This is a genomic window from Streptomyces sp. NPDC040410, assembly GCF_055595715.1.
In genome coordinates this window covers 123,385-138,716 of the sequence record NZ_JBVIVK010000013.1, presented here as the reverse complement: position 1 = coordinate 138,716, position 15,332 = coordinate 123,385, and the positions used below count along the sequence as shown (strand labels likewise).

General features: G+C 68.8%; 15 protein-coding genes. 12 read left to right on the top strand and 3 right to left on the bottom strand.

Annotation, left to right across the window (positions count from 1 at the left end; translation table 11 throughout):
• Positions 1–172: 172 nt before the first annotated feature.
• From ngcE to dxs, 8 genes are all read left to right on the top strand, one after another.
• Complete coding sequence (gene ngcE / locus ACZ562_RS25205; RefSeq protein ID WP_471183186.1) at positions 173–1,615, top strand: N-acetylglucosamine/diacetylchitobiose ABC transporter substrate-binding protein; 1,443 nt, start codon at positions 173–175, stop codon at positions 1,613–1,615.
• Between the two features lie 73 nt (positions 1,616–1,688).
• Complete coding sequence (locus ACZ562_RS25200) at positions 1,689–2,618, top strand: carbohydrate ABC transporter permease (protein WP_471183183.1); 930 nt, start codon at positions 1,689–1,691, stop codon at positions 2,616–2,618.
• Between the two features lie 15 nt (positions 2,619–2,633).
• Positions 2,634–3,569 carry a carbohydrate ABC transporter permease gene (locus ACZ562_RS25195; RefSeq protein WP_471183181.1) on the top strand — a complete coding sequence of 312 codons (936 nt, stop codon included), beginning with the start codon at positions 2,634–2,636 and terminating at the stop codon, positions 3,567–3,569.
• Positions 3,570–3,753: 184 nt separating this feature from the next.
• Positions 3,754–4,953: an ROK family transcriptional regulator gene (locus ACZ562_RS25190; protein ID WP_471183392.1), complete on the top strand. Its 1,200-nt coding sequence runs from the start codon at positions 3,754–3,756 to the stop codon at positions 4,951–4,953.
• A 133-nt stretch (positions 4,954–5,086) separates the two neighbouring features.
• On the top strand, positions 5,087–6,169 hold the full coding sequence (locus ACZ562_RS25185; protein ID WP_471183389.1) for a sugar ABC transporter substrate-binding protein: 1,083 nt from the start codon (positions 5,087–5,089) through the stop codon (positions 6,167–6,169).
• Positions 6,170–6,416: 247 nt separating this feature from the next.
• Positions 6,417–7,208 (top strand): ATP-binding cassette domain-containing protein, encoded by a 792-nt coding sequence (locus tag ACZ562_RS25180; protein ID WP_471183179.1) that lies wholly within the window; start codon positions 6,417–6,419, stop codon positions 7,206–7,208.
• Positions 7,205–8,518 (top strand): sugar ABC transporter permease, encoded by a 1,314-nt coding sequence (locus tag ACZ562_RS25175; protein ID WP_471183176.1) that lies wholly within the window; start codon positions 7,205–7,207, stop codon positions 8,516–8,518. The genes ACZ562_RS25180 and ACZ562_RS25175 overlap by 4 nt, the downstream gene beginning before the upstream one ends.
• Positions 8,519–8,778: 260 nt before the next feature.
• Positions 8,779–10,707 carry a 1-deoxy-D-xylulose-5-phosphate synthase gene (gene dxs, locus ACZ562_RS25170; protein WP_471183173.1) on the top strand — a complete coding sequence of 643 codons (1,929 nt, stop codon included), beginning with the start codon at positions 8,779–8,781 and terminating at the stop codon, positions 10,705–10,707.
• 357 nt (positions 10,708–11,064) lie between these two features.
• Here the strand turns inward: dxs and folP are convergent, their stop codons facing one another.
• A complete protein-coding gene (folP, locus tag ACZ562_RS25165; protein ID WP_471183171.1) occupies positions 11,065–11,925 on the bottom strand; it encodes a dihydropteroate synthase in 861 nt (286 codons plus the stop codon).
• 143 nt (positions 11,926–12,068) lie between these two features.
• Between folP and ACZ562_RS25160 the strand changes: the two genes are divergently transcribed.
• Both ACZ562_RS25160 and ACZ562_RS25155 read left to right on the top strand, forming a co-directional pair.
• A complete protein-coding gene (locus ACZ562_RS25160) occupies positions 12,069–12,440 on the top strand; it encodes a DivIVA domain-containing protein (protein ID WP_471183387.1) in 372 nt (123 codons plus the stop codon).
• A complete protein-coding gene (locus tag ACZ562_RS25155) occupies positions 12,437–13,018 on the top strand; it encodes a DNA-3-methyladenine glycosylase I (protein ID WP_471183169.1) in 582 nt (193 codons plus the stop codon). Before ACZ562_RS25160 ends, ACZ562_RS25155 begins: the two co-directional genes overlap by 4 nt.
• A gap of 68 nt (positions 13,019–13,086) precedes the next feature.
• Here ACZ562_RS25155 and chcB read toward each other — a convergent pair whose 3' ends face one another.
• Positions 13,087–13,890: a 2-cyclohexenylcarbonyl CoA isomerase gene (chcB, locus tag ACZ562_RS25150; RefSeq protein ID WP_471183167.1), complete on the bottom strand. Its 804-nt coding sequence runs from the start codon at positions 13,888–13,890 to the stop codon at positions 13,087–13,089.
• Between the two features lie 66 nt (positions 13,891–13,956).
• On the opposite strand from chcB, the gene ACZ562_RS25145 reads away from it, so the two are divergent.
• Together ACZ562_RS25145 and ACZ562_RS25140 are read left to right on the top strand one after the other, a co-directional pair.
• Complete coding sequence (locus tag ACZ562_RS25145; protein ID WP_471183164.1) at positions 13,957–14,121, top strand: hypothetical protein; 165 nt, start codon at positions 13,957–13,959, stop codon at positions 14,119–14,121.
• 143 nt (positions 14,122–14,264) lie between these two features.
• Complete coding sequence (locus ACZ562_RS25140) at positions 14,265–14,432, top strand: DUF3117 domain-containing protein (protein WP_003966491.1); 168 nt, start codon at positions 14,265–14,267, stop codon at positions 14,430–14,432.
• An 85-nt stretch (positions 14,433–14,517) separates the two neighbouring features.
• Here the strand turns inward: ACZ562_RS25140 and ACZ562_RS25135 are convergent, their stop codons facing one another.
• Entirely contained in the window at positions 14,518–15,216 is a 699-nt protein-coding gene (locus tag ACZ562_RS25135; protein WP_471183385.1) for an O-methyltransferase, read from the bottom strand.
• Positions 15,217–15,332: the final 116 nt, after the last annotated feature.

Here is a 15,332-nt window from a genome sequence, read left to right as displayed (position 1 = left end):
AAACTCCCGTGACCAACCTTGCATTCGATCTTGCCCCGTTGGCGGGAAGTGGACTATACCTGTCGGCGATTCATACGACACGCACTTCCTGCACGACCCAGCTTGACCCGACAGCGGTGCCGGGAAGGATCCGGTTCACCGCCTGAGTCCTGGAGAAGGCGAGGACTTGAGCATGGGATCCAACTCGGCAGCGAACAACGGCTCCGCAGGCGTGGGCCGCCGCGATCTGATCAAGCGGTCAGCCGCCCTCGGGCTGATCTCCGTACCGGCGATGAGCTTTTTGTCGGGGTGTGCCAGCGGCGGGGGCGACGACTCGACCGACGACTCCCAGGGGAAGACGTCCAAGTCCAACCCCTTCGGCGTGCAGAAGAACAGCAAACTCGACGTGGTCATCTTCAAGGGCGGCTACGGCGACGCGTACGCCAAGGCGTGGGAGGCAGGCTTCCAGGAGAAGTGGGGCGTCACATCCACCCACACCGGCACCCAGGAGATCACCGGCAAGCTCCAGCCCCGCTTCAACGCGGGCACCCCGCCGGACATCGTGGACGACTCCGGCGCCCAGCAGATCCCGATCGACGTGCTGTACAAGAACGGCCAGCTTCTCGACCTCGCCGCGGTCCTGGACGCCCCGTCGGTCGACGACCCGGGCAAGAAGGTCCGCGACACCCTCATCCCCGGCACGCTCGACGCGGGCATGCAGGAGAACAAGGTCGTCGCCCTCAACTACATCTACACGGTGTGGGGCCTGTGGTACTCCGGCAAGCTCTTCAAGGAGAAGGGCTGGACGGAGCCCAAGACCTGGGCCGACTTCCTCGCCATCTGCAAGGACGCCAAGGCCCAGGGCATCGGCGGCCTCGCCCATCAAGGCAAGTACCCGTACTACATCAACGTCGCCATCATGGACATGATCGCCAAGAAAGGCGGCCTGGACGCCATGAAGGCGATCGACAACCTCGACCCCAAGGCGTTCGTCGGTTCCGAGGCGGCGCAGGCCGGCGTCGAGGCGATCTACGAGGTCGTCGAGAAGGGCTATCTGATGCCCGGTACGAACGGCCTGACCCACACCGACTCTCAGGCCCGCTGGAACCAGTACAAGGCCGTGTTCATCACCAGCGGCTCCTGGCTGGAGAACGAGCAGCTCAAGCAGACGCCGGACGACTTCGACATGAAGTTCCTGCCGATGCCGCTGCTGCCCGACAGCAAGCTGCCCTTCGAGGCGATCCGGGCCGGTTCCGGTGAGCCCTTCATCATCCCGGCCAAGGCCAGGAACCTGCCCGCGGCCAAGGAGTTCATGCGGATGATGCTCTCCAAGGAGTGGTCGACGCTGTTCGCCAAGGAGGCGAACTCGCTCACCATCGTCAAGGACGGCGTCGACCCGAACGTCCGGCTGCGTCCCGGCACGCAGTCCACGGTCGCCGCGTCCAAGGCGGCCGGTGACAACACCTTCCGCTACCTGTACACCGAGTGGTACAGCGAGATGGGCACCGCCATCGAGAACGCGTCCAACGAGCTGATGGCCAAGCGCATTCAGCCCGCGGAGTGGCTCAAGCGGGCACAGGCCGCGGTCGACAAGCAGGCCAAGGACCCGGCCTCGAAGAAGAACCGCCGCGACTGATCTCGGTCGGCCGACCGGATTCCGGGCCGGGAACTCCCCGGCCCGGAACGGGACACCAGGGGCAGGAACGCCAATGCGCAAAGGGCAGTACCGGTTCGTCGCGGGATTTCTCCTCGTTCCCGTGGCGCTCTATCTGATCTTCGTCATATGGCCGTATGTCCAGACGTTCGGCTATTCGCTGACCGACTGGAAGGGGCAGTCGCAGACCTTCGGGTTCGTCGGACTCGACAACTACAAGGCGCTGTTCCAGGACGACATCTTCATAGGTGCCATCTGGCACAACATCCTGTTCCTGGTGTTCATCCCGGTGATCACCATTCTGCTCGCCCTGTTCTTCGCCTTCATGCTCAATGCCGGCGGACGCAGCCGGGCAGGCGGTGTCGCGGGTGTCGCCGGGTCCAAGGTCTACAAGGTCGTCTACTTCTTCCCGCAGGTGCTCTCGCTGGCGATCATGGCGGTGCTGTTCGGCGCCGTCTACCGCAGCGACAGCGGCGGCATGCTCAACGGCGTCCTGATCAAAATGGGCCTGGCCGACGCGGAGAACCCCGTCGAGTGGCTGAACGAGCCGAACCTCGTGCTGTGGGCGCTGATCCTGGTCGTCGTCTGGCACGGTGTCGGCTTCTACCTGGTGCTGTTCTCCGCCTCCATGCAGTCCATCCCCAGGGACATCTACGAGGCCGCGCTGATCGACGGCGCCGGCCGCGCCCAGTCCTTCTTCCGCATCACGCTGCCGCTGCTGTGGGAATCCGTGCAGACCGCCTGGGTCTACCTCGGCATCGCGGCGATGGACATGTTCATCCTGGTGTCCACCATGACCTCCGGGGACTACGGTGGCGGCCCCGACCACCACAGCGAGGTCATGGCGACCGTGATGATGCGCAACTTCCTCCTGTACGGCAAGAGCGGCTACGCCTGCGCCATGGGCGTGATCATGCTGCTCCTCACCCTGATCGTGTCCGTGGTCATGCTGCGCGCCACCCGCCGCGACCGCATCGAGTTCTGAGCGGGAGAGACGACGATGAGCGCACCCCTCAAGGAGACCGCGGCCTCGGGCGGTTCGATCCCGGCCCAGCCCGCGGTCGGCAAGACCCCGGCCCGCCCCGGCGACCAGCGCGGCGAAGGCGTCGTGCTGAACGTCTTCTCGCACGGCTTCCTCGCCCTGTGGGCGCTGCTGATCGTGCTGCCCCTGCTGTGGCTGGTGCTGAGCTCGTTCAAGACCGACGCCCAGATCGGCGGCTCGGCCTTCGGCTGGCCGGAGAGCTGGTCCCTCGACGTCTTCTCGCGGGCCTGGGACAAGGGCATCGGCGACTACTTCCTCAACACCGTCATCGTGCTGGTCTTCTCGGTTCCGCTGACGATGCTGTTCGGCTCGATGGCCGCGTACGTGCTCGCCCGCTACCGGTTCTGGGGCAACCGCCTGCTGTACTACTTCTTCGTCGCGGGCGCGATGTTCCCGGTGTTCCTGGCCCTGGTCCCGCTGTTCTTCATGGTCAAGCGACTGGACATGCTGAACACCTACCAGGGTCTGATCCTGGTGTACGTCGCCTACTCGATGCCGTTCACGGTGTTCTTCATGCACGCCTTCTTCCGGACCCTGCCCACGGCCGTCTACGAGGCGTCGATCCTGGACGGCGCCTCGCACACCCGGACGTTCTTCCAGGTGATGCTGCCGATGGCGAAGCCGGGCCTGATCAGCGTCGGCATCTTCAACACGCTGGGGCAGTGGAACCAGTTCATCCTGCCGACGGTCCTGATGCAGCCGCAGAGCGGCGACGACCCCGAGCGCTATGTGCTCACGCAGGGCCTCATCCAGCTCCAGCAGCAGCAGGGATACGCCTCCGACCTGCCGGTTCTGTTCGCCGGCGTGACCATTGCGATGATCCCGATGCTGGTCGTGTACCTGTCCTTCCAGCGCCAGGTCCAGTCCGGTCTGACCTCGGCCACACTCAAGTAGACAGCGCTCCGCGACCCCGCGTGCGCACGCCGTTCCCAGCTTAGGGGCCGGCGGGCACGCGTGTGGGCAAGGCCGCGGATCCAGTTCAAGCTCTTGACGGATCGCAACCCGAACGGCTCAGCTTAGAGTTCACTAGTTGGACAACGGGGCCCCACAGAAGCGGCCCCGCGCGCAGGAGGTCGTCGTGGAGACTCCGGGGTCGCAGTCATCGCTGCACCGAGCCAACCTGGAGCGAGTCGTACGGGCCGTGCGGCTGGCCGGGTCCCTCACGCAAGCGGAGATCGCGAGGACGACGGGTCTGTCCGCGGCGACGGTCTCCAATATCGTGCGCGAACTCAAGGACGGCGGGACCGTCGAGGTCACGCCCACTTCGTCGGGTGGCCGACGGGCCCGCAGCGTGTCACTGAGCGGGGACGCCGGCATCGTCATCGGCGTCGACTTCGGGCATACGCATTTGCGCGTGGCGGTCGGGAATCTCGCCCATCAGGTGCTGGCCGAGGAGTCCGAGCCGCTCGATGTGGACGCCTCCTCGACGCAGGGGTTCGACCGGGCGGAACAGCTGGTGAACCGCCTGCTCGCGGCAACGGGAGTGGACCGGTCCAAGATCGCCGGAGTGGGCCTCGGCGTGCCCGGCCCGATCGACGTCGAGTCGGGCACGCTCGGCTCCTCCGCCATCCTGCCGGGGTGGATCGGCACCAAGCCCGCCGAGGAGCTGCGGGGGCGGCTCGGCGTGCCCGTGCACGTGGACAACGACGCCAACCTCGGCGCCCTCGGGGAGATGGTCTGGGGCAGTGGCCGAGGGGTCCGGGACCTCGCCTACATCAAGGTCGCGAGCGGTGTCGGCGCCGGTCTGGTGATCAACGGGAAGATCTACCGGGGCCCCGGCGGTACTGCGGGTGAAATCGGACATATTACACTTGATGAATCCGGCCCGGTCTGTCGCTGCGGAAACCGCGGCTGCCTGGAGACCTTCGCGGCCGCGCGCTACGTGCTCCCGCTCCTCCAGTCCAGTCACGGCACCGACCTGACCATGGAAGGCGTCGTTCGGCTGGCCAGGGACGGGGACCCGGGCTGCCGTCGGGTGATCGCCGACGTCGGCCGACACATCGGCAGTGGAGTCGCCAATCTCTGCAATCTCCTGAACCCGAGCCGGGTGGTCCTGGGCGGTGATCTCGCCGAGGCCGGTGAGCTGGTGCTCGGGCCGATAAGAGAGTCTGTCGGCCGCTATGCGATCCCGAGTGCGGCACGTCAACTGTCCGTTCTTCCGGGGGCACTTGGGGGCCGTGCGGAGGTGCTCGGAGCGCTTGCCCTCGCGCTCAGCGAGATGGGCGATTCGACCCTTTTGGACGGCACGCTGCATGCAGTGACGCCTGCGTTCACTTAGAGAACGCATGACGCCGTTGCCATCTCGTTAAGTATTTACTTCTTGACGTCGCACGCGTGGCCGAGTTGACTTCCAGCCACCTCGGCCGCAACGACGCGGCCTCGTCAGGGAGGTTTCTGAAGTGAACACGCGTATGCGTCGTGCCGCCGTCGCCGTCGTCGCCGGGGCGCTCGCCGTCTCGGTGGCCGCATGTGGCAAGGCCGGTGACAACGACTCGGACAGCGGCAGCGACTCCGGCAACAAGTCGATCGGTCTGCTCCTGCCCGACAGCGTCACCACCCGGTACGAGAAGTTCGACCGGCCGTTGTTCGAGGCGAAGGTCAAGGAGCTCTGCTCCGACTGCACCGTCAACTACGCCAACGCCAACGCCGATGCGGCCAAGCAGGCCCAGCAGGTCAGCAGCATGGTCACCAAGGGCGTCAAGGTCATCGTGATCAGCGCCCAGGACTCCGCCGCGATCAAGTCCTCCATCCAGGCCGCGGTCAACAAGGGCGTCAAGGTCATCGCGTACGACCGCCTCGCCCAGGGCCCGGTCTCCGCGTACGTCTCCTTCGACAACGTCAAGGTCGGCGAGCTCCAGGGCCAGGCCCTGCTGGACGCCATGGGGTCGAAGGCCACGGCGAAGTCCAAGGTCGTCATGATCAACGGTGACGACGCCGACCCGAACGCCGCCCAGTTCAAGTCGGGCGCCCACAAGGCGCTGGACGGCAAGGTCGACATCGCCTACGAGCAGTCCGGCCTGTGGAAGGACAGCGTTGCCGCCCAGAAGATGTCGGCGGCCATCACGCAGCTCGGCGCCAAGAACATCGCGGGCGTCTACGCCGCCAACGACGGCATGGCCGGAGGTATCGCCACCACCCTCAAGGGCGCCGGCATCAGCGGTATCCCGCTGACCGGTCAGGACGCGGAGCTCGCCGGTATCCAGCGCATCGTCGCCGGCACCCAGTCCAGCACGGTCTACAAGGCCTTCAAGCCCGAGGCCGACGCGGCCGCCCAGCTCGCGGTCAACCTGCTCGAGGGCAAGGACATCAAGTCCCTCGCCACCGAGACGCTGACCAGCGGCTCCGGCGACAAGGTGCCCTCGCAGCTGCTGACCCCGGTCTCGGTGACCAAGGACAACATCGCCGACACCGTGGTCAAGGACAAGCTGTACACGGTCCAGGAGATCTGCACCGCCGCCTACGCCAGCGCGTGCAAGGCCGCAGGCCTCCAGTAATCGCCGCCCAGGGCGTGTCCTGCGGAGTCGGCCGACCCGCAGGACGCGCCTCGTGGCAGCGGAGCCTGTCCGGCGCCCGCCCCACCTTCAACCCCGCTGCGGGGCGGGCGCCGGACGGAAGCCGGCGCAGCCGTTGCCAAAAGGCACCCGCCGCGCGCATGTTCATCTTGTAAACCAGTGCCTTTCGGCACAGCCCTCCGCGCCTTTCGACAAGCGCGGCATCCCCGCCGGTCAGGCGGCGAAGGAGATGGTTCACGTGTCCGCTACGCCCGTGCTGGCGTTGCGCGGAGTCTCCAAGCGTTTCGGTGCGGTGCAGGCCCTCACCGATGTAGAGCTGGAGGTCCACGCCGGAGAAGTGGTCGCACTGGTCGGCGACAACGGCGCCGGAAAGTCCACTCTGGTCAAGACGATCGCCGGTGTGCACCCCATCGATGAGGGAATCATCGAGTGGGAGGGCAAGCCGGTCAGCATCAACAAGCCGCACGACGCCCAGGGACTCGGCGTCGCGACGGTCTACCAGGACCTCGCCCTGTGCGACAACCTCGATGTCGTCGGGAACCTCTACCTCGGCCGTGAGCTGCTGCACCGCGGCGTCATCGACGAGGTCACGATGGAGAAGAACTCCCGCGAGCTGCTGAGCACGCTCTCCATCCGCATTCCGAGCGTCCGCATCCCGATCGCCAGCCTCTCCGGCGGTCAGCGGCAGGTCGTCGCCATCGCCCGCGCGCTGATCGGCGAACCCAAGGTCGTCATCCTCGACGAGCCCACCGCCGCCCTCGGCGTCGAGCAGACCGCGCAGGTCCTCGACCTGGTCGAGCGGCTGCGCGAGCGCAACCTCGGCGTCATCCTCATCAGCCACAACATGGCCGACGTCAAGGCCGTCGCGGACACCGTCGCCGTCCTGCGCCTGGGCAAGAACAACGGGTCCTTCCCGGTGAAGGACACCACCCACGAAGAGATCATCGCCGCGATCACCGGTGCCACGGACAACGCCGTGACCCGCCGTGCGGGGCGTCGCACCACGGAGGCGGCAAAGTGAGCGACACGTCCAAGACAGTGAAGAAGGACCCGGCGCTCCAGGACACCGTGGCCCCTTCCGACGACCCCACGGCCGCAGCGGTCACCGTCGTCGACCCGCGCCTGCTGATCCGCGAAGAGGGTCTGAAGGGCTACTGGACCGAGTTCAAGCGCAAGGTGAAGGGCGGCGAGATCGGCTCACTGCCGGTGGTCCTGGGTCTGATCGTCATCTGGACGATCTTCCAGCTCCAGAACGACCGTTTCCTCAGCGCCGACAACCTGTCCAACATCAGCTACTACATGTCGGCCACCGGCATGCTCGCCATCGGCCTGGTGTTCGTGCTGCTGCTCGGCGAGATCGACCTGTCGGTCGGCTCGGTCAGCGGCCTGGCGTCCACGCTGTTCGCCGTCTACGTGGTCACTCACGGGTGGAACGCCTGGCTCGCCCTGTCGCTGACGCTCGTCATCGGTGCGGCCATCGGCGCGCTGCAGGGCTGGTTCTTCGCGAAGATCGGCGTACCGGCCTTCGTGGTGACCCTGGCCGGCTTCCTCGGCTGGAACGGTCTGATGCTGTGGCTGCTCGGCGCGAGCGGCACCATCAACATCCCGGACGAGGGTCCGGTGCACCTCTTCGGCCAGGCCTCGTTCTTCATGGACCAGGCCGTGATCGGTGCCTACCTGCTGGCGGGCCTCGGTGTCGCGTCCATGCTCGCCGGCTCGCTCATCGAGCAGCGCCGCCGCCGGGCCGCCGGGGTTCCGTTCCGGCCCACCAGCGAGATCGTGGTGCGGGTCAGTGCCCTCGCGGTGGCCGCGTTCGTCTCCGCGTACGTGCTGAACCAGGCCGCGGGTGTGACCAACTCCCTGGTGATCTTCCTGGCGGCGCTGGTGATCGTCGACTTCGTGCTGCGGCGCACCACGTACGGCCGCAAGGTCTTCGCGGTCGGCGGTGGCATCGAGGCGGCTCGCCGTGCCGGTATCAACGTGCCCGTGATCCGCATCACCGTGTTCGCCATCTCCGGCTTCTTCGCGGCGGTCGGCGGCATGTTCTTCGCCGGGCAGACGCAGAGCGCGACGCTGAACGCCGGTGGCGGCAACACGCTGATGCTGGCGATCGCGGCGGCGGTCATCGGTGGTACCAGCCTCTTCGGTGGCCGGGGCACCGTCTGGTCCGCCCTGCTGGGCATGCTGGTCATCCAGTCGATCCAGACCGGTCTCGACCTGCTGAACATGAACACGTCGATTCAGTACATGATCACCGGTGCGGTGCTGCTGGGTGCGGTGGTCATCGACTCGGTGTCCCGCAGGTCCCAGAAGGCCTCCGGCCGGGCGTGAGCCCATCGCCCCAGGGGTGCGTGGGGTTCTGCGAGCGCCGGCTGTCCGTGGCCGGTCGCGCCCACGCCCCCTGGGGGAGCCACTGTTGCCCGGTACCAATGGGGGTACCGGGCAACAGTCATGTCGTAAGACGGGCACATCCTGGGTACAGCCGATCGCGTGACGTATGACGCACCGCCCGGGCGTCGGGCACAAAGGCGGAACATTAGACTCGACAAGCCCGGCAACAGCTCGATCAGCTCTACTGCAAGGAGGCACGGGTGCCGCTGCTGACCCGCATCAGGGGACCGCGCGATCTGGACCGGCTCAGCCTGGAGCAGCTGCACCAGCTGGCAGAGGAGATCCGGACCTTCCTCGTCGAGGCGGTCTCCAAGACCGGCGGACACCTCGGCCCGAACCTCGGCGTGGTCGAGCTCACCATCGCCCTGCACAGGGTTTTCGAATCCCCCAAGGACAAGGTGCTCTGGGACACCGGACACCAGTCCTACGTCCACAAGCTGCTCACCGGCCGCCAGGACTTCTCGAAGCTGAAGATGAAGGGCGGCCTGTCCGGCTACCCCTCTCAGGCCGAGTCCGAACACGACGTCATCGAGAACTCGCACGCCTCGACCGTCCTCGGCTGGGCCGACGGCCTCGCCAAGGCCAACCAGGTGCTCGAACGCGACGACCACGTCGTCGCCGTGATCGGTGACGGGGCCCTCACCGGCGGCATGGCCTGGGAGGCGCTGAACAACATCGCCGACGCCAAGGACCGCCCCTTGGTCATCGTCGTCAACGACAACGAGCGGTCGTACGCGCCGACCATCGGCGGCCTCGCGAACCACCTCGCGACCCTGCGCACCACCGACGGCTACGAGCGCTTCCTGGCCCGCACCAAGGACCTCCTGGAGCGCACTCCGGTCGTCGGCAGACCCCTCTACGAGACCCTGCACGGCGCCAAGAAGGGCCTCAAGGACTTCATCGCCCCACAGGGCATGTTCGAGGACCTGGGGCTCAAGTACGTCGGCCCCATCGACGGGCACGACATCGAGGCCCTGGAGTCCGCTCTCGCGCGCGCCAAGCGCTTCCGCGGGCCGGTCATCGTGCACTGCCTCACCGAGAAGGGCCGCGGCTACCAGCCCGCTCTCCAGGACGAGGCCGACCGCTTCCACGCCGTCGGCAGGATCCACCCCGACACGGGCCTGCCGATCGCCACCTCCGGCGCGGACTGGACGTCCGTGTTCGGCGAGGAGATGGTCGAGCTCGGCAAGGAGCGCAAGGACATCGTCGCCATCACCGCGGCCATGCTCCAGCCGGTCGGCCTGGACAGGTTCGCCAAGGCCTTCCCGGAGCGCGTGTACGACGTCGGCATCGCGGAGCAGCATGGCGCCGTGTCCGCGGCGGGCCTGGCCACGGGTGGTCTGCACCCGGTGTTCGCGGTGTACGCGACCTTCCTCAACCGTGCCTTCGACCAGGTGCTGATGGATGTCGCCCTCCACAAGTGCGGGGTGACCTTCGTACTGGACCGGGCCGGTGTCACCGGCACCGACGGCGCCTCCCACAACGGCATGTGGGACATGTCGATCCTCCAGGTCGTCCCGGGCCTCAGACTCGCCGCGCCGCGCGACGCCGACCAGGTGCGCGCCCAGCTGCGCGAGGCGGTCGAGGTGACCGACGCGCCGACCGTGGTCCGCTTCTCCAAGGGCGCCGTCGGCCCCGCCGTACCGGCCGTGGGCCGCGTCGGCGGCATGGACGTGCTGCGCGAGCCCGGCACGGACACCCCGGACGTACTGCTCGTCTCCGTCGGTGCCCTCGCGCCGATGTGCCTGGACATCGCCGGTCTGCTCGACAGGCAGGGCATCACCACCACCGTCGTCGACCCGCGCTGGGTCAAGCCCGTCGACGAGGCCATGGCCCCGCTCGCCGAGCGGCACCGGGTGGTCGTCACCGTCGAGGACAACTCCCGCGTCGGCGGAGTCGGCTCCGCGGTCGCACAGGCCCTGCGCGACGCGGGCGTCGACGTCCCGCTGCGCGACTTCGGCATCCCGCCCCGCTTCCTCGACCACGCCTCCCGCGCCGAGGTCATGGCCGAGATCGGCCTCACGGCCCCCGACATCGCCCGCCAGGTCACCGGCCTCGTCGCCAAGCTGGACGGCAGGTTCGACCGTACGGCGGCCGCGGTCGACTCCGTGGAGCCCGCGCGCGACTGACCCGCCACGCCTGGTCCGGATGGGCCGGTTCCGCCACCGCGAAGGGTGGCGAAACCGGCCCATCGGCGTGAATCCGCTCGCATCGGGGCATACGCACATGGGCCCAGGTCCTGTCGTCGAATTCCCGTCCTCCGCCCGGAGGGCGGGCTCCGCGGCGTCAGGTGCGTGCTCTCGGCGTGCCGGGCCCTGGCCCTCGTACCGGCTGTACGCGGGCCGGGGCCCGCTGCCGCGAGTGGGGGGCACCTCCCACGCCCTCAAGGCAGTGGGGGAGCGTGCGTGGCGTCGCGGGGCAGGCGGGAATGTGACGACAGGGCCTTGGGCCCCGACCACGTGCGGGGGCCGGCCCTTGCTCGAAAGCTAGGCCAGCCCCCGGCGCGCCACCGCCGGAGGCCGACGGCCGGCGATCGACGCCACCATGTCCAGCACCTGCCGGGTCTCCGCCACCTCGTGCACCCGGTACACCTGCGCCCCGAGCCACGCGGACACCGCGGTCGTCGCCAGCGTCCCGACCACCCGCTCCCTGACGGGCCGGTCCAGCGTCTCCCCGACGAAGTCCTTGTTGGACAGCGACACCAGCACCGGCCACCCGGTCGCCACCATCTCGTCCAGCCGCCGCGTCGCCTCCAGGCTGTGCCGGGTGTTCTTCCCGAAGTCGTGCCCGGGATCGATCAGCACCGACTCCCGGGGCACCCCCAGCGACACGGCCCGCTCGGCCAGGCCCAGGGTCACCGCCAGGATGTCGGCCATGACGTCGTCGTACGTCACCCGGTGCGGCCGCGTCCGCGGCTCGGCGCCCCCGGCATGCGTGCACACCAGCCCCACCCCGTACCGCGCGGCGACCTCCGCGAGGCGTGGATCGACGCCGCCCCACGCGTCGTTGAGGAGATCCGCGCCCGCCTCGCACACGGCCTCGCCGACCTCGTGCCGCCATGTGTCCACACTGATGACGACGTCGGGGAAGCGCCGTCGCACCTCCGCCACGAACCCGACCGTCCGCCGCGCCTCCTCCTGAGCGGTGACCTCTTCGCCCGGTCCGGCCTTGACCCCGCCGATGTCGATGATGGCCGCCCCCTCGGCCACCGCCTGCTCCACGCGGGCGAGGGCGGGCTCGTCGCGGAAGGTCGCGCCCTGGTCGTAGAAGGAGTCCGGGGTGCGGTTCACGATCGCCATGATCACCGGCTCGTGCGCCTCGAATGCGCGCCTGCCCAGCCTGAGCATCCGCTGTGACCTCTCCTAGTACGACCTGGGTACGACCGGTTCTCCGGCCGCCTGCGACCCTAACTGTCAGACTCGCATGGCACGATCGGACCCTGACACATCCGACTCCGACACATCCGACGGTGGGGACCCCAGCGATGGTTATGTTCTTGTTCCTGGTCGTCGCGCTCGCCGTGGTCGTCGCCGCGGTGACGCTCGCGGTGGTGGGGGGCGGCGAGGGCGACGGCCCGCTGCCGGAGGCCGCCCCCGAGCGGCTGCAGGACCCCCTGCCGCCGGACCGCCCGGTGGACCGCGCGGACGTCGAGAACCTGCGCTTCCCGCTCGCCGCCCGCGGCTACCGCATGGGGGACGTCGACGACGCCCTCAGCCGCCTCGGCGCCGAGCTCGCCGAGCGCGACGCCCGCATCGCCGACCTGGAGTCCGCGCTGGCGGGCGCGCAGGCCGCGCCCCACGTCTCCATGGAGAAGCCCGCCCCGGAAGACCGGCAGTGGCGCGCCCGGGGAGAGCAGCAGTGAGCGACGGCGCCGCCCTCGCCGGCCCGGACGGCGCGCTGCGCTGCCCCTGGGCCCTGTCCACCCCGGACTACGTGACGTACCACGACGAGGAGTGGGGCCGCCCGGTCCACGGCGACGACGCCCTCTTCGAACGCCTCAGCCTCGAGGCCTTCCAGTCCGGCCTGTCCTGGATCACGATCCTGCGCCGCCGCCCCGGCTTCCGCGCCGCCTTCGCCGACTTCGAGATCGCGAAGGTCGCGGCCTTCACCGACGACGACCGTGAGCGCCTCCTCGCCGACGCCGGCATCATCCGCAATCGATCCAAGATCGACGCGACGCTCGCCAACGCGCGAGTGCTGGCCGACTGGGCGCCGGGCGAGCTGGACGAGCTGATCTGGTCCCACGCGCCCGCCCCGGGACCGGCCCCGAGGACCCTCGGAGACGTCCCGGCGGTCACCCCCGAGTCGACGGCCCTGTCCAAGGACCTGAAGAAGCGGGGCTTGCGTTTCGTCGGCCCGACGACGGCGTACGCGCTGATGCAGGCGTGCGGCCTGGTGGACGACCACTTGGAAGCGTGCGTGGCCCGGAGCGCCCCCTGAGGGGGGCGGGGAACCGCGCGACCAGCCACAGCGGCCCCGCAGCCCCCACGGCGCTGCCGCCCCTTGACTCACCGGCCCGAGTACTGGGGCTTCTCCTTGTTGACGAAGGCCCGCACCGCGATCGCGTGGTCGTCGGACGCCCCCGCCCGCGTCTGCAGCTCGTCCTCCGTCTCCAGCGTCTCCTCCAAGGAGTGGGACAGCCCGTACGCCATCGCCTCCTTGATCGCCCCGTACGCCACCGTCGGCCCCTCGGCCAGCGTCCGCGCCACCTTCTCGGCCTCGTCGTGCAGCTCGGCGGCCGGCACGAGACGGCTCGCGATCCCCAGCTCGTACGCCTCCTGCGCCTTGATGCTCCGCGGGAAGAGCAGCAGATCGGCGGCGCGCCCGGGCCCCACGACCCGCGGCAGCGTCCACGAGATCCCGGAGTCGGCGCTCAGTGCGACACCCGCGAACGACGTGTTGAAGGCCGCCGTGTCCGCCACCACCCGGTAGTCCGCCGCCAGCGCGAAGCCGAAGCCGGCCCCGGCCGCGACCCCGTTCACCCCGGCCACCACGGGCTTCCGCATCCCGGTGAGTGCCTTCACGATCGGGTTGTAGTGCTCCCGCACCGTGGTCATGGTCTGGCCCGTGCCGGCATCCCGGTCGGCGGCCAGCAGCCCGATGTGCTCCTTGAGGTCCTGCCCGACGCAGAACGCCCGCTCGCCGGCGGCGGTCAGCAGGACCGCCCGTACGGCGTCGTCGGCCGCCGCGGACCGGACCGCGTCCCGGAGGGCGACCTTGGCGGCGACGTTCAGCGCGTTCATCGCCTCGGGGCGGTTCAGCGTGATCGTCGCGAGCCCGTCGTCCACCTCGTAGAGCACGGTGTCGGCCATGGCGTATCCCCTCCGGTGCAGCGGCTCGGCGTACCCGTCGGTACGTCCCTGTCTTCGAAGGACAGCATGGCGGAGATCACCGGCGACGGGCCGGACCGAACGTGTGACCTGCGTCAAAGAATTCCGGACTCCATCCGGCCGGCGGAAGTCCGTGCGGCCGCGCAGTATCGCAGTCACATCGCCGAATTGAGTGGTTTTGCTCGCGCGCGTTGCCCAAGCGATGCCGACTGATGTTGGTCATCGGGTCCTGAGATGCGGGATAATGGCTTGGAAGCAATGTGTTCGATGCCGGTGTCGCGTGTCCCCACAGGATCCGCGTGCCCTCCAGGGCCGTCGGCTTTGACGATGAGCTGGTTTCAGGAAGGGGAACGAGCATGGCGGCCATGAAGCCGCGAACGGGTGATGGCCCGCTCGAGGTGACCAAGGAGGGGCGGGGCATCGTCATGCGCGTTCCGCTCGAAGGCGGCGGTCGGCTCGTCGTCGAGCTGACCCCTGACGAGGCCGACGCGCTCGGCGACGCCCTCAAGAAGGTCGTCGGCTGACGCGGAAGCGACCATACCCTTTCGGTGACCCCGGCATCCCACGTGGTGCCGGGGTCGCTCTCTGTCGCCGGGTGTCACCGCTCGGTCAGCGCTTGACCGCGCACAGCAGCCCGTCCCCCACCGGCAGCAGGGACGGCACCAGATCCTGGCTCTCGCGCACCGCGCGCAGCAGCTCCCGCAGCCTGAGGACCTCCGTGGGCTGGGGCCCCGAGTCCACCGTGCGGCCGCCTGCGAAGACGCCCTCGAAGACGACGAGGCCACCGGGTCGCAGCAGGCGCAACGATTCAGCGAGGTAGTCCAGGAACTCCAGGCGGTCACCGTCGCAGAAGACGAGGTCGTAGCCGGCGTCCGCGAGCCGCGGCAGCACGTCCAGGGCGCGGCCCGGGATGAAACGGGCCCGGTTGCTGGCGAAGCCGCACGCGCGGAACGCCTGGCGGGCGAACTGCTGGTGCTCCGGCTCCGGGTCCACCGTGGTCAGCACCCCGTCCGGCCGCATGCCGTGCAGCAGATGGATTCCGGAGACGCCGGTGCCGGTACCGATCTCCGCGACCGCCTTCGCGTCCACGGAGGCGGCCAGCAACCGCAACGCAGCGCCCGTGCCGGGCGACACCGAGCGCAGCCCCGCGTCACGGGCCCGGTCGCGGGCCCAGCGCAGCGCTTCGTCCTCGGCGACATAGGCGTCGGCGAACGCCCAGCTCGTCTGCCGGTTGCCGGTAATGACCCTCTCCTGTCCCCGTGGTTGCCTGGGCGTGACTGTATCCGTTGCTGCCGGGAACCCGCAGATGGGACCAGGCGTTTAGAAGGGTGGGAAACGACGCGGGGGGACACGGTTGGATCACGATGACGAGCAAGAGGTCCAACAAGTGCTGACGCAGCCGCACGAGCCGTATCAGCACAGAT